Source organism: Marmoricola sp. URHA0025 HA25, from assembly GCF_054059435.1.
Map to the genome: position 1 here is coordinate 2118596 of NZ_JBSSCD010000001.1, position 14484 is coordinate 2133079.

10 protein-coding genes and 3 rRNA genes are annotated in these 14484 nt (G+C 65.9%); 1 reads left to right on the plus strand and 12 read right to left on the minus strand.

Features of this window, described 5'->3' with window-relative positions; translation table 11 throughout:
- Window positions 1–2: 2 nt before the first annotated feature.
- The 12 genes from ACVW00_RS10390 to ACVW00_RS10445 form a co-directional block, all read right to left on the minus strand.
- Window positions 3–836 (minus strand): TlyA family RNA methyltransferase, encoded by an 834-nt coding sequence (locus tag ACVW00_RS10390; protein WP_457110823.1) that lies wholly within the window; start codon window positions 834–836, stop codon window positions 3–5.
- A gap of 3 nt (window positions 837–839) precedes the next feature.
- Window positions 840–1067: a hypothetical protein gene (locus tag ACVW00_RS10395; RefSeq protein WP_457110824.1), complete on the minus strand. Its 228-nt coding sequence runs from the start codon at window positions 1065–1067 to the stop codon at window positions 840–842.
- Window positions 1068–1077: 10 nt separating this feature from the next.
- Window positions 1078–2076, minus strand: a complete 999-nt coding sequence (locus ACVW00_RS10400; RefSeq protein WP_457110825.1) for an HAD-IIA family hydrolase — start codon at window positions 2074–2076, stop codon at window positions 1078–1080.
- The gene (locus tag ACVW00_RS10405; RefSeq protein WP_457110826.1) at window positions 2060–2446 is read right to left on the minus strand and encodes a single-stranded DNA-binding protein; all 387 of its coding nucleotides are present in this window, start codon (window positions 2444–2446) and stop codon (window positions 2060–2062) included. Before ACVW00_RS10405 ends, ACVW00_RS10400 begins: the two co-directional genes overlap by 17 nt.
- A gap of 112 nt (window positions 2447–2558) precedes the next feature.
- Window positions 2559–3554 (minus strand): tetratricopeptide repeat protein, encoded by a 996-nt coding sequence (locus ACVW00_RS10410; RefSeq protein ID WP_457110827.1) that lies wholly within the window; start codon window positions 3552–3554, stop codon window positions 2559–2561.
- 89 nt (window positions 3555–3643) lie between these two features.
- Window positions 3644–3760: ribosomal RNA gene (gene rrf / locus ACVW00_RS10415) — 5S ribosomal RNA — on the minus strand.
- 103 nt (window positions 3761–3863) lie between these two features.
- Window positions 3864–6972 (minus strand): 23S ribosomal RNA (locus tag ACVW00_RS10420).
- A gap of 366 nt (window positions 6973–7338) precedes the next feature.
- Window positions 7339–8860, minus strand: a 16S ribosomal RNA gene (locus tag ACVW00_RS10425).
- Together the 16S, 23S and 5S rRNA genes form the textbook arrangement of a ribosomal RNA operon.
- Before the next feature lie 614 nt (window positions 8861–9474).
- Window positions 9475–10515, minus strand: coding sequence for an alpha-hydroxy acid oxidase (locus ACVW00_RS10430; RefSeq protein WP_457110828.1), 1041 nt, complete (start codon window positions 10513–10515; stop codon window positions 9475–9477).
- 11 nt (window positions 10516–10526) lie between these two features.
- A complete protein-coding gene (gene tyrS, locus ACVW00_RS10435) occupies window positions 10527–11789 on the minus strand; it encodes a tyrosine--tRNA ligase (RefSeq protein WP_457110829.1) in 1263 nt (420 codons plus the stop codon).
- A 94-nt stretch (window positions 11790–11883) separates the two neighbouring features.
- Complete coding sequence (locus tag ACVW00_RS10440) at window positions 11884–13437, minus strand: succinic semialdehyde dehydrogenase (RefSeq protein WP_457110830.1); 1554 nt, start codon at window positions 13435–13437, stop codon at window positions 11884–11886.
- Between the two features lie 24 nt (window positions 13438–13461).
- The gene (locus ACVW00_RS10445) at window positions 13462–14085 is read right to left on the minus strand and encodes a DNA-3-methyladenine glycosylase (RefSeq protein WP_457110831.1); all 624 of its coding nucleotides are present in this window, start codon (window positions 14083–14085) and stop codon (window positions 13462–13464) included.
- Window positions 14086–14095: 10 nt separating this feature from the next.
- Here ACVW00_RS10445 and ACVW00_RS10450 point away from each other — a divergent pair, with 10 nt between their 5' ends.
- Complete coding sequence (locus ACVW00_RS10450; protein WP_457110832.1) at window positions 14096–14443, plus strand: MmcQ/YjbR family DNA-binding protein; 348 nt, start codon at window positions 14096–14098, stop codon at window positions 14441–14443.
- The last annotated feature ends 41 nt before the right edge of the window (window positions 14444–14484 follow it).

The following is a 14484-nucleotide window of genomic DNA, read 5'->3' on the forward strand; positions in this document are numbered from 1 at the left end:
GGTCACAGCCTCTCATCAGGCGCCCCCAGGGATCCGGAGCGGCGCACCTCGTCGGCGATGTCGGACTCCGACAGGGTCGGCGCCCCGCGGCGCAGCCACAGGAAGTACTCCACGTTGCCGGCCGGACCGGGCAGCGGGCTGGTCGCGACGCCCACGGCACCCCATCCACGGTCGCCAGCGGCTCGCGCGACCCCGACGACGGCGTCGAGGCGATGGTCCGGCTCGCGCACGACCCCGCCCTTCCCGAGGCGTTCCTTGCCGACCTCGAACTGCGGCTTGACCATCAGCGCGAGATCCCCGTCGGGCTTCGTGACGGCGACGAGCGCGTCGAGGACCAGCCGGAGCGAGATGAACGAGAGGTCACCGACGACCAGGTCGACCGGTCCCCCGACCAGCTCTGTGGTCAGCTCGCGGATGTTCGTCCGATCGTGGACGACGACTCGGTCGTCGGACCTCAACGACCAGGCGAGCTGGCCGTAGCCGACGTCGACGGCGACGACCTCGGCTGCCCCCGCACGCAGCAGCACGTCGGTGAACCCCCCGGTCGAAGCTCCTGCGTCCAGGCAGCGCCGTCCGGCCACCACCAGGCCACGCGGCTCGAACACGGCGAGCGCGCCGGCCAGCTTGTGGCCCCCGCGGCTGACGTAGTCGGGCCGATCGGGATCCGCGTGGACCACGAGGTCCGCGTCAACGGTCACCGCGGTCGCGGCCTTCACCGCCGGCTGGCCGTTGACGGTCACGCGCCCTGCGGAGATCAGCTCCGCTCCGTGCTCGCGGGAGCGTGCCATCCCCCGGCGGACCAGCTCGGCGTCGAGCCGCAGGCGCCTCACCGGCACGGCTCAGTCCTCGGGCTGCGCGGCCTCGTCGTCCGCGGCGTCCGACAGCGCCCGGCGGAGCCGGTCGTGGGCCTGCTCGAACGCCGCGACGTGCTCGTCGACCGGCCGGCCGTCGAGGTCGTCCAGCGAGCGCAGCACCTCGTCGACCGCCGGGTGGCCCGTTGCCACGGGTGCCGACGGCTCGACCGCTTCGGGCTCCACGGACACGTCCTCATCGTGCTGCTCGGTCATGGGCGCCACGCTACCGGGGCGGCAGCGCGTCGCCGGGGTCGGCCGGCGTTCCCGTCGTGTCGAGGTGGGACCACAGCGCAGCGGCAGCCGCCCGCCACCAGTCGTGCCGATCGCCGTCGCCGGTGACGTCCAGCCGGCCGGCGTGGACCTCGGCGGCCCAGCCACCGACGACGGAGCGGCCGCCGTCCGTCGTGGCGGCGATGACCGGAAGCGCCAGGCAGCCCAGATCGGCACCGAGGTACGTCGGGCGTGCGGCAGGGGGTAGCACGGCGAGCTCGTCGGCCGTCGTCACCCCCGTCATCACGAGCAGGCTGTCCCAGCCGACGTTGTGGGCGCCGTCGATGTCGGTGTCGATCCGGTCGCCGATCACGAGCGGACGCTCTCCACCGACTCGTGCCAGCGTCTCCTCGAAGAGTGGCCGCTCGGGCTTGCCGGCGACCTCGGGGCTCCGCCCCGCGTACGTCGAGACCAGGTTGACCAGGGTGCCGTTGCCGGGCCCCGGACCGTGGCGCGTCGGCACGGTGAGGTCCATGTTGCTGACCACCCAGGGCAGCCCCTGCCTGACCAGGATCGCGCCGTCGATCACCTGTCGCCAGGGCATCTCGGGGCCGTAGCCCTGGATGACCGCCACCGGCTCCTCGTCGATCCGGGTGACCGGCTCCAGTCCGCGCTCCTGCAGCGCCGCGTGCAGGCCGTCACCACCGATCACGAACACCGCACTTCCCTCCGGCACCCGTCCGGCGAGCAGGCCGGCAGCCGCCTGGGCACTCGTGACCACGTCGGACTCCTCGACCGGGATGCCGAGCGTGCGCAGCTGCTTGGCGACCACTGCCGGCGTCCGCGAGGCGTTGTTGGTGATGAACGCCAGGTGCATGCCCGCCTGGCGCGCGTCCTCGAGCGCCTCCACCGCGCCCGGCACGGCGTGGTCGTCGACGTACACGACGCCGTCGAGATCCAGCGCGGCCAGGTCGTAGGCCTGCTGGAGGGGTCGGTCAGCTGCTGACGGCACGCAGTGATTCTCGCTCACGCGTGGCGGCACGCTGCACCAGGCGTCCACCGAGCACCTCGACCTCGACGCTGGTGCGGGACTGCTCGCCGCCCCGGTAGTACCGCCGGCGCAGCGCGCCGCGGACCTCCACCTGGTCGCCGTCGTGCCAGCGGCCTGCCTGCTTCCGGACCCGAGCACCCCACGCCGAGCACTCCACCCAGTCCGAGGTGGCCTTCGACGCGGCTGTCATCGGCGTCCTCTCCCGGGCCACGACGACCCGGAACGAGACGAGGGTCGACCCGCTCGGCAGGTCGCGCACCTGTGGCTCTCCACTGATCCGGCCCCGCAGCACCACTTCGTTCAGCGGACCGTCTCCTTCTGCCTGCTCCACGCAGATCACCTCCGTGACGCAGACTTCCCGGTCTCGCCCGAGCGCTCCAGCGCGATCCGCGGGCCTGTGCGGATCAGCACACGGGGCGGAACTGTGGACGCGAAGCGGTCGGTCAGCCCCCGAGCGTCCGCTCGACCTCCGCCGCGCGGGCGGCTGCGTCGGTGATCTCCTCCGCATCGACGGCCTCGGTGCGGTGGAACCACTCCAGCGCCTCCTGGGGCCTCCCTGCCGCCAGCAGCGTGTCCGCATAGGCGTAGCGCAGGCGCGCGACCCACGGTGCACGTGACTGGGATGTGAGGCGTGCGTTCTCGAGGGTCCGCAGCGCGGCGTCGAGCTCCCCGCGGTCACGTCGGGCGCCGGCCTCGACGATCACCGTCTCCGCCAGCAGAGGAGGAGCGAAGTTCTCCCGCGACGCGTTGCGCAGCAGCGTGAGCGCGCGGTCCGGTCGCCCCAGCGCCCGCTCGCAGTCGGCCATGATCGCGATGTAGTCCTGGGCGCCGTTCATCCGCTTCGCGGCGCGCAGCTCGGCCAGCGCCTCGGAGTACTCCCCGGCCGCGTACGCCGCCTCCCCGACCGCCTCACGCACGACGGCGAGCCGTGATGCTCGGGCACGCGCCGCCAGGGTGTGCTGGTAGGCGGTCTTCGGGTCGGACTCGAGCAGCTCACCCGCGGCGACGAGGTGTCGGGCGACCCGCTGGCCGAGCTTCTCGGGCAGCGACTTCAGCTGTGCGAGCACCGAGCGGTCGAGCTCCTTGCCGGTGATCCACTCCGCGATCTCCGGGCCGTCGTACCGCTGCTGGTCGGAGGTGCGGTCCGCGTCGCTGCGCCGGTCGTCACGCCGGTCGCGGGAGTACGGCCGCTCGCCCCCACGGGGCGCTGCACCGCGTTCCGGGCGCCCCTTCGCGGCACCACGCGCGTCGTCCCGGCCCCGTCCGGCGCTCGTCGGCTTGCCACCAGTCGGCTTGCCACTGCTCGGCTTGCCGCCAGCGGGGCGCCCGGCGCCACGGCCGGCGGCCGGCTTGCCCGCCGCGGGCCGACCCCGACCGTTCTCGCCACGCGGTCCGCCACTGCTCGGACGTGCCTTCCTGGGCTGACGTTCGTCCGCCACGGGATCCTCCTGGTGCAAAGAGATGCGTTGAAAAGTGGTCTGGAAAAGCGTAAGGGCCGCCCCAAAGGGGCGGCCCTTACTGAAAGTATGTCCGGCGACGTCCTACTCTCCCACGACCTCCCGGTCGCAGTACCATCGGCGCTGAAGGGCTTGACTTCCGGGTTCGGAATGGAGCCGGGTATTTCCCCTTCGCTATGGCCGCCGAAACTCTATGGAGTTATGAATCAGCCTAGCCGCTCTCTCGCGAGAGCGAAGTCTAGGTTCCCGACCGTAACTCGGGAACCACACAGTGGACGCGCAACATCTTTGAGGGACAAGCCCTCGGCCTATTAGTACCGGTCGGCTAGGCATTACTGCTGTACACCTCCGGCCTATCAACCCAGTCGTCTACTGGGGGCCTTACCCGGTTAACCCGGTGGGAAACCTCATCTTGAAACGTGCTTCCCGCTTAGATGCTTTCAGCGGTTATCACTTCCGAACGTAGCTAACCAGCCGTGCTCTTGGCAGAACAACTGGCACACCAGAGGTTCGTCCATCCCGGTCCTCTCGTACTAGGGACAGCTTTTCTCAAGTTTCCTGCGCGCGCGGCGGATAGGGACCGAACTGTCTCACGACGTTCTAAACCCAGCTCGCGTGCCGCTTTAATGGGCGAACAGCCCAACCCTTGGGACCTACTCCAGCCCCAGGATGCGACGAGCCGACATCGAGGTGCCAAACCATCCCGTCGATATGGACTCTTGGGGAAGATCAGCCTGTTATCCCCGGGGTACCTTTTATCCGTTGAGCGACGCCGCTTCCACATGCCAGCGCCGGATCACTAGTTCCGACTTTCGTCCCTGCTCGAGTTGTCACTCTCACAGTCAAGCTCCCTTGTGCACTTACACTCGAAACCTGATTGCCAACCAGGCTGAGGGAACCTTTGAGCGCCTCCGTTACATTTTAGGAGGCAACCGCCCCAGTTAAACTACCCATCAGGCACTGTCCCTGATCCAGATAATGGACCTAGGTTAGATATCTAGTACGACCAGAGTGGTATTTCAACGTTGACTCCACCCGAACTGGCGTCCGAGCTTCAAAGTCTCCCACCTATCCTACACAAGCCGAACCAAACACCAATACCAAACTATAGTAAAGGTCCCGGGGTCTTTCCGTCCTGCCGCGCGTAACGAGCATCTTTACTCGTACTGCAATTTCGCCGAGTCCACGGTTGAGACAGCGCCCAAGTCGTTACTCCATTCGTGCAGGTCGGAACTTACCCGACAAGGAATTTCGCTACCTTAGGATGGTTATAGTTACCACCGCCGTTTACTGGGGCTTAAGTTCTCCGCTTCGATCCGAAGATCTAACAGGTCCCCTTAACCTTCCAGCACCGGGCAGGAGTCAGTCCGTATACATCGTCTTACGACTTCGCACGGACCTGTGTTTTTAGTAAACAGTCGCTTGGGCCTGGTCTCTGCGGCCATCATCGCTTCGCAGGGCAAGCCTGCTCACGAATCCGGCCCCCCTTCTCCCGAAGTTACGGGGGCATTTTGCCGAGTTCCTTAACCATGGTTCACTCGATCGCCTTGGTATTCTCTACCTGATCACCTGAGTCGGTTTGGGGTACGGGCGGCGCATAGCTCGCTAGAGGTTTTTCTCGACAGCATAGGATCACTCACTTCGCCCATACGGGCTCGGCGTCGGGTCTCAGGCACGTGAGAGACGGATTTGCCTATCTCTCGCCCTACACCCTTACCCGCGGACAACCATCGCCGCGGTTGAGCTACCTTCCTGTGTCACCCCATCGCTTGACTACTGCCGGTTCGGGTCGTGCGCTCTGCCTGGATCGTCCCCCGAAGGGGATCCACCAGGTTTTGGGCACTTAGCATCACCGGGTTCGTCATGGGCGCTATTTTGCCGGTACGGGAATATCAACCCGTTGTCCATCGACTACGCCTGTCGGCCTCGCCTTAGGTCCCGACTTACCCAGGGCAGATTAGCTTGACCCTGGAACCCTTGATCATTCGGCGGAAGAGTTTCTCACTCTTCATTCGCTACTCATGCCTGCATTCTCACTCGTGTGGCGTCCACAACTGGTTCACACCGCTGCTTCACTCGCCACACGACGCTCCCCTACCCATCCATGCAACTGGACCCGGCAAGCCGGGCCTGTCTTGAGCATGAATGCCATAGCTTCGGCGGATAACTTGAGCCCCGCTACATTGTCGGCGCAGAATCACTTGACCAGTGAGCTATTACGCACTCTTTCAAGGGTGGCTGCTTCTAAGCCAACCTCCTGGTTGTCTGTGCGACTCCACATCCTTTTCCACTTAGTTATCGCTTAGGGGCCTTAGCTGATGGTCTGGGCTGTTTCCCTTTCGACTACGGAGCTTATCCCCCGCAGTCTCACTGCCGCGCTCTCACTTACCGGCATTCGGAGTTTGGCTAATTTCGGTAAGCTTGTAGGCCCCCTAGACTATCCAGTGCTCTACCTCCGGTAAGAAACACGCGACGCTGCACCTAAATGCATTTCGGGGAGAACCAGCTATCACGAAGTTTGATTGGCCTTTCACCCCTATCCACAGGTCATCCCCTCAGTTTTCAACCTAAGTGGGTTCGGTCCTCCACGCGGTCTTACCCGCGCTTCAACCTGCCCATGGATAGATCACTTCGCTTCGGGTCTTGATCGTGCCACTCAGTCGCCCTATTCGGACTCGCTTTCGCTACGGCTTCCCCACACGGGTTAACCTTGCGACACAACGCAAACTCGCAGGCTCATTCTTCAAAAGGCACGCTGTCACAGGTCCGAAGACCCGCTCCAACGGTTTGTAGGCACATGGTTTCAGGTACTATTTCACTCCCCGCCAGGGGTACTTTTCACCTTTCCCTCACGGTACTTGTCCGCTATCGGTCACCAAGGAGTATTTAGGCTTAACGGGTGGTCCCGCCAGATTCACACGGAATTTCAGGGGTTCCGTGTTACTTGGGGTGACGCTTCAGAGCCATCGACTTACGTATACGGGGGTATCACCCTCTACGCCGGGACTTTCCAGTCCGCTTCCACTTCATCGATGGTTTCTTACTCTGTGCTGGTTCGGCAGAACCAACCAAGCGGCCCCACAACCCTCGAACAGCAACGCCTGCCGGCTATCACACTGCTCGAGTTTGGCCTGTTCCGATTTCGCTCGCCACTACTCTCGGAATCACTTTTGTTTTCTCTTCCTGTGGGTACTGAGATGTTTCACTTCCCCACGTTCCCTCCAACTGCCCTATGTGTTCAGGCAGAGGTAACTGGACATGACTCCAGCTGGGTTTCCCCATTCGGAAATCCCCGGATCACAGCTCGGTTGCCAACTTCCCGGGGCTTATCGCAGGCTCCTACGTCCTTCATCGGCTCTTGGTGCCAAGGCATCCACCATGTGCCCTTAGTAGCTTGTCTTGCTACAAAGATGCTCGCGTCCACTGTGTAGTTCTCAAGATACGGGCGGTGCCCCCATCGGTTACTCGCTTGTCCGCGTCGGATACCGACGCGGACAGTTCGAGGGGATGGTGGCCCGGAGAAATCGATCACTCGATCCCTCAGGACCCAACAGTGTGCCTGATTCGTTCCTGGTCTCGACGCTCGAGGTTCCACTCCGGGATCCGTCACGAGGACGGCGGAAGTACTGACGAGGTGTTGACCAGTCGCAAGCCAAATAGTCGACGTTCCACTAGTGAGCAGATCCTGCCGTGGAACGGATGTCCACTGAAACAGGAAAGCCTGGACAACATCCCATTGCTAGGGTTGCCAGATGATGCTCCTTAGAAAGGAGGTGATCCAGCCGCACCTTCCGGTACGGCTACCTTGTTACGACTTCGTCCCAATCGCTCGCCCCACCTTCGACAGCTCCCTCCGTAAACGGTTGGGCCACTGGCTTCGGGTGTTGCCAACTTTCGTGACGTGACGGGCGGTGTGTACAAGGCCCGGGAACGTATTCACCGCAGCGTTGCTGATCTGCGATTACTAGCGACTCCGACTTCATGGGGTCGAGTTGCAGACCCCAATCCGAACTGAGACCGGCTTTTTGGGATTCGCTCCATCTTGCGATTTCGCAGCCCTTTGTACCGGCCATTGTAGCATGCGTGAAGCCCTAGGCATAAGGGGCATGATGACTTGACGTCATCCCCACCTTCCTCCGAGTTGACCCCGGCAGTCTCTTATGAGTCCCCACCATTACGTGCTGGCAACATAAGACGAGGGTTGCGCTCGTTGCGGGACTTAACCCAACATCTCACGACACGAGCTGACGACAGCCATGCACCACCTGTATACGAGTGTCCAAAGAGACCTCTATCTCTAGAGGGTTCTCGCATATGTCAAACCTAGGTAAGGTTCTTCGCGTTGCATCGAATTAATCCGCATGCTCCGCCGCTTGTGCGGGCCCCCGTCAATTCCTTTGAGTTTTAGCCTTGCGGCCGTACTCCCCAGGCGGGGCGCTTAATGCGTTAGCTGCGGCACGGAACTCGTGGAATGAGTCCCACACCTAGCGCCCAACGTTTACGGTGTGGACTACCAGGGTATCTAATCCTGTTCGCTCCCCACACTTTCGCTCCTCAGCGTCAGGTAATGCCCAGAGAACCGCCTTCGCCACCGGTGTTCCTCCTGATATCTGCGCATTTCACCGCTACACCAGGAATTCCGTTCTCCCCTGCATACCTCTAGTCTGCCCGTATCGGAAGCAGGCTCAGGGTTAAGCCCTGAGTTTTCACTCCCGACGCAACAGACCGCCTACGAGCCCTTTACGCCCAATAATTCCGGACAACGCTCGCACCCTACGTATTACCGCGGCTGCTGGCACGTAGTTGGCCGGTGCTTCTTCTGTAGGTACCGTCACTTGCGCTTCGTCCCTACTGAAAGAGGTTTACAACCCGAAGGCCGTCATCCCTCACGCGGCGTTGCTGGATCAGGCTTTCGCCCATTGTCCAATATTCCCCACTGCTGCCTCCCGTAGGAGTCTGGGCCGTGTCTCAGTCCCAGTGTGGCCGGTCACCCTCTCAGGCCGGCTACCCGTCGAAGCCTTGGTGGGCCATTACCCCACCAACAAGCTGATAGGCCGCGAGCTCATCCTTCACCGCCGGAACTTTCCACCACCATCAGATGCCTGAGGTGGTCGTATTCGGTATTAGCTTCGGTTTCCCGGAGTTATCCCGATGTGAAGGGCAGATTGCTCACGTGTTACTCACCCGTTCGCCGCTCGTGTACTCCCGAAGGAGCCTTACCGCTCGACTTGCATGTGTTAAGCACGCCGCCAGCGTTCGTCCTGAGCCAGGATCAAACTCTCCGTTGAAATCTAGCGGCAGCCACCGAGGCGGCTGCCAAATCTCTCAGATTGTTCTTCCTAGCGGGATCAATCACTGACTAATGTCAGAATTATTGTCCTACAAAGGAACCGTACGACTCATTCGCCCGGCGAACCGGACGGTCAAGTCGGACGGGTTATCAAACTAATTCGTCGACTTTTGGCACACTGTTGAGTTCTCAAGGATCAAGCGCGCACCTCAGCGCGGCCTCTCGGCCTGGCTGGGGGGCAACCTGGTAAAACTTACCGGTCGAGTCCGACCGAGTCAAATCGGTTCGGGCTTCCCCATCCCCCGGGCGAGCACGTGCATCCGAGTCGTTCCGAGGCCGACGTTGCGCGCACTCGGTCCACCTCGGACGAGGTGTTCGATTGGGGGGGTTTCGCCTCGGGCCGGCCGCCCGGCCTCTCGGCCTTGCGTCCCGCCGCTCCGTGGCGACGAGACAGAACATTAGGCGGCTCTCCAGGCGTCGTCAAATCGGCTCCGTGTGGCGCGGACCACACCGCACGTTTGCGCAGGTCAGAGGCCTGATGGCCGTCCGAGCGACGCTCGTTGACGCGCTCCGGACGCACCCGGGAGTCCCGCTGAACCACAGCGCTGGCATTCAGGCCGGACCGCCCCGTGGTGGCCCGAGCAGGCCACGGACACTCCCCGGGTCGTGGCAGCCGGCGAGGCGGATCGCCTCTTCGAGCTCGGCGACGAGCTGCGCGAGCGCGTGCTCGACCCCCTCCTGTCCCCCGGCAGCGAGCGCGTAGAGCGGAAGCCGGCCGACGAAGCAGGCGCGCGCGCCGAGTGCCAGGGCCGCCAGTGCCGACAGGCCGGACCGGATCCCGCCGTCGACGTAGACCTCGACGTCGTTCCCGACGGCCTCGACGACTCCGGAGAGGCAGTCCGCAGTCGCCGCCGCGCGGTCGAGCTGCCGGCCGCCGTGGTTGGACACCCAGATGGCCGCGGCTCCGGCGCGGAGCGCGCCGCGGGCGTCGTCGGGATGCAGGACGCCCTTCGGTACGACGGGCAGCCCGGTCACCTCGGCGATCCAGCCGATGTCACCGGGGCCGAGGTCTTGTGCCTTCGGGGCGTCGGCGGCCGCTCCGAGGTTCACCCTGAGCCACTCAGGTGGGACGGCGTCCCAGACGGTGCCCTCGCCGGCGTCGTACTTGGTGCCGACGACCGGGGTGTCGAGGGTCAGCACGATCGCCGTGGCCCCGGCGGCGGCCGCGGCCTGGAGCATCGGCCGGCACAGGTCCCTGTCCTGGGTGAGGTAGGCCTGGAGCCACCAGGTCACCCCCGTCGCGCCGACGTCCTCGAACCGCGCGGTCGCGTTGCTGGACAGCACGAGCGGGATCCCCGACGTGGCGCAGGCGGCCGCCATCGCGAGTTCGCCACCAGGGTCTGCCGCGCGCTGCAGTGTCGTCGGCGCGACACCGAGCGGAGCTCGCGCCGCGCTGCCGAGCAGGGTGGCCGTGGTCGCGACGTCACGCACGTCGCGCAGCACGCGTGGGACGAACCGGTAGCGCGCCCACGCCTCGACGGCCTCGCCCGCCGTGACACCGTCGCGGGCGCCCTGACGGAAGTAGGCGAAGGTCGTAGGCGGCAGAACCCGACGCGCCTCCTCCTCTAGGTTCGCGAGCCGGACCGTGTCCATGGGGTCTTGCCTCAGCCGACCTCGACGCCGGCGAGGTGCTTCTTCCCGCGTCGCAGGACCAGCCATCCTCCGGCGAGGAGATGCTGCTCGTCCGGCACCAGATCCGGATCGGTCACCCGCTCGTTGTTGAGGTAGGCGCCGCCCTCGGTGATGGTCCTGCGTGCCTCCCCCTTGCTCTTGACCAGGCCGGTCTCCACCAGGAGGTCGACGTACGACGTGCCGGCGGGTGTCCTGGTCGCGCCCGCCTCGCGCAGCGCCGCCGCCAGCGTCGTCGGGCTCAGGTCGCGGAGGTCACCGGTGCCGAAGAGCGCGGCCGCCGCGGCCTTGGCGTGCGCCGTCTCCTGCTCGCCGTGCACCAGGCTCGTGACGGCGTCCGCGAGCGCCCTCTGTCCCGCGCGCAGGTAGGGCTTCTCCGCCGTCTGCGCCTCGAGGTCCTCGATCTCCTCGCGCGTCAGGAAGGTGAAGATCCGGAGCAGCTCGCCGACCTTCTCGTCCTCCGCGTTGAGCCAGAACTGGTGGAACGCGTAGGGCGACATCATCTCCGGGTCGAGCCACAGGGCCCCGCCCTCCGTCTTGCCGTACTTGGTGCCGTCCGCCTTGGTGACCAGCGGTGTCGCGAAGGCGTGCGCCTTGCCGCCCTCGGCGCGCCGGATCAGCTCGACGCCGCCGGTCAGGTTGCCCCACTGGTCCGAGCCGCCGAATTGCAGCGTGACGCCGTGCTGGCGGTAGAGCTCGAGGAAGTCCATCGACTGCAGGAGCACGTAGCTGAACTCCGTGTAGCTGATCCCGGCCTCGAGCCGGCTGCGCACGACGTCGCGCGCGAGCATCCGGTTGACCGGGAAGTGCTTGCCGATGTCGCGGAGGAAGTCGATGGTCGACAGCGAGGCCGTCCAGTCGTAGTTGTTCACCATCGTGGCGCCGTTGTCGCCGTCGAAGGACAGGAACGGCTCGATCTGGCGGCGTACCCGCTCGACCCAGTCCTTGACGGTGTCCAGCGTGTTCAGGGTCCGCTCGCCGGACTCCTTCGGGTCACCGATCATGCCCGTGGCTCCGCCGACGAGTGCGTACGGCGTGTGCCCGGCGAGCTGCAGCCGGCGCGCGGTGAGGATCTGGACCAGGTTGCCCATGTGCAGGCTCGGTGCGGTCGGGTCGAAGCCCACGTAGAACCGCACGCTCCCCTGCGTCAGCGCCTCGCGGAGCGCGTCGAGATCCGTCGTGTGCGCGAGGAGGCCGCGCCACTCGAGGTCGTCGAGGAGAGTGGGGTCGAGGGACACGGTGGGCCTTTCGCGAGCGGATGCGTGCGGGACAAGCCTGCCGCATTCCGCCCGCGGGTGCGGAACCGGTCCTCCGCCGCGGTGTGGCGGCGCGTCAGCGGATGCCGAGCTTGCGCATGAAGCGCAGGCCCTTGACCGTCTTCTCGACCTGCTTGGTCCAGTCGGTGTCCTCGGGGTTGCTGAGCACCTGCTTCTTGAGCACCGCGACGTTCTGTACGTCGGTGTACTTGAGCATGCCGGCGTCGCCGTGACGGCTGCCGACGCCCGAGGTCTTGAACCCGCCCGACGTGCTCTTCTTCGAGGCGTACGAGCAGGCCAGCCCGTCGTTGATGTTGATGTTGCCGGCCTCGATCCGGCGGCCGATCGCCTCCGCCCGGGAGACGTCCTTGCCCCAGACGCTGGCGTTGAGGCCGTACTCCGTGTCGTTGGCGCGCACGATCGCGTCCTCGAGGTCGGTGTAGCCGTACAGCGTCGTCACCGGCCCGAAGGTCTCGACCGTCGCGTGGATCATGTCCGGCGTCACGTCGGTGAGCACCGTCGGCTCGAAGAACGCCGGGCCCAGGTCCGGGCGCGCCTTGCCACCGGTCAGCACGGTCGCGCCCTTGGAGATGGCGTCGTCCACGTGTCCCTCGACCCGTTCACGCTGGGCGACCGAGACCAGCGACCCCATCGCGGGACCGAAGTCGTAGGTCGCACCCACCTCGATGCTCTGGGCGGCCTGGACGAACCGCCGGGTGAACTCGGAGCGGAGGCTCTCCGGGACGTAGATCCGCTCGATGTGCATGCACGCCTGGCCGGCGTTGAGGAAGGTCGCCATGATCGCGCCGGGCACGGCCTCGTCGAGGTCGGCGTCCTCGAGCACGATCAGCGGGTTCTTGCCGCCGAGCTCGAGCGTGCAGCCGACGAGGTTCTGGCCGGCGAGCGCGCCGATCGCCCGGCCGGTCGCGGTCGAGCCGGTGAACATCACGTAGTCGGCGTGCTCGACGATCGTCGGGCCGATGTCGGGGCCGGCGCCGCAGACGATCTGGACGAGGCCTTCGGGGAGCCCGGCTTCGTAGAGCAGCGTCACGCCGAACGCGACGTTGAGCGTGGACTTGTTGTCGGGCTTGAGGACGATGCCGTTGCCCGCGATCAGGGCGGGCATCGCGTCGGAGAGGCTCGTCGCGAACGGGAAGTTCCACGGCGAGATGAGGCCGACCACGCCCTTGGGCACCCGCACCTCGGTGGAAGTGGACACGATCGGCACCACGCCGCCGTGCTTGCGCTCCTTGAGGATCCGCGGCGCCGCCTTGATGTAGTGGCTCGTGGTCATCACCACGTCGCAGGTCTCCTCGAACGACATCCGGCGCGCCTTGCCGGTCTCGGCCTGCATCAGGTCGACCACGGTGAGGTTCTTCTGCAGGAGCAGCTCGTGGAAGCGCTTCATCACGTCGATGCGCTGCTTGAGCGGCCACGACGCCCAGGTGGCCTGCGCCTTGCGCGCCGCGGCGTACGCCGTGACGACGTCCTCGGGGCCCGACTGCGGCAGCTGCACGAACGGCTCGCCGGTGTAGACCTCGACGACGGGCACGGTGCGGCCGCTGGTGGAGACCACCATCCCGGTCAGCTTGTCGAGGAGCGCGGGCGTGATCGATGCGGGCAGGCTCATGGACGAAACTGTAACTCGTTCTAGTTACTCTGTCATCGGCCGGCGGGCGCGTGGCGGCTTCGCGGCGACGTACCGGCTGACGCTCGGCTCGTCGGTCAGCCAGAACCGCCACGGCCGGTCCGGGGCCTGCCGGAGCCCCACACGTGGACCCGTGGAGATGCGTCCGGGCGGAGCCGGAGGAGCCAGCGTCAGCGCGCCGCCGGTCAGGTCGCGGCCGTTGTCGCCGAGGTCGAGGCCCAGGGCGCTGCACAGGCGCGCCGGTCCGCGGGCGAGGTCGCGGTCGGGATGGGGTCCGCGTCGCGCCCGTGCGGTCTCGAGGCCCTCGACGACCTCACCGGCCCGGAGCAGGACGGCCGAGGCGGTCCCGTCCGGTCCGCACACGACGTTGGCGCAGTGGTGCATGCCGTAGGTGAAGTACACGTAGAGGCGACCAGGCGGCCCGAACATCACCTCGGTACGCCGGGTCGGGCCGCGGTAGGCATGGGACCCGGGGTCGTTGGCGCCGTCGTACGCCTCGACCTCGGTCAGGCGCACGGCTACCCCGCCGTGACGAAGCACCGAACCGAGGAGCCGCGGTGCCACCTCGAGCACCGGGCCGGAGAGCGCCTCGACCAGGTTTTGCGTGCTCCTGTCGGTCCCCTCCGGCATGCTCGCCAGTATGCCGGTCACCGCAGAGGACGTCCGCAGCGTGGCGCTGGGGCTCCCGCGTGCTTACGAGGCCTGGGTGCGCGACCACCGGAAGTTCCGGGTCGGCCAGATCGTGTTCGCCTCGGTCTCCCCCGACGAGACCCTGCTCGGCTTCGGGTTCCCGCGTGAGGAGCGCGCGGCGCTGGTCGCCGCGGAGCCGGAGAAGTTCCAGCTGCCGCGCCCCTCCGACATGCGCTACCAGTGGGTGGTCGCGCGGATGGAGGCCCTCGACTCCGACGAGCTGCGCGAGCTGGTCATCGATGCGTGGACGATGTGCGTGCCGAAGTCGGTCGCCGCGGCCTACCTCGCCGAAGGTTGAGCGGTCACTCCGTCAGAGTCGAGGAGGCAGGTCGTCGGTCG

Bases quoted from the DNA above. Each gene is read 5' to 3' on its own strand.
- ACVW00_RS10450 (WP_457110832.1), top strand. From the start codon at position 14,096: ATGCCGGTCACCGCAGAGGACGTCCGCAGCGTGGCGCTGGGGCTCCCG.
- ACVW00_RS10430 (WP_457110828.1), bottom strand. From the start codon at position 10,515: ATGGACACGGTCCGGCTCGCGAACCTAGAGGAGGAGGCGCGTCGGGTT.
- ACVW00_RS10445 (WP_457110831.1), bottom strand. From the start codon at position 14,085: ATGCCGGAGGGGACCGACAGGAGCACGCAAAACCTGGTCGAGGCGCTC.
- ACVW00_RS10440 (WP_457110830.1), bottom strand. From the start codon at position 13,437: ATGAGCCTGCCCGCATCGATCACGCCCGCGCTCCTCGACAAGCTGACC.
- ACVW00_RS10395 (WP_457110824.1), bottom strand. From the start codon at position 1,067: ATGACCGAGCAGCACGATGAGGACGTGTCCGTGGAGCCCGAAGCGGTC.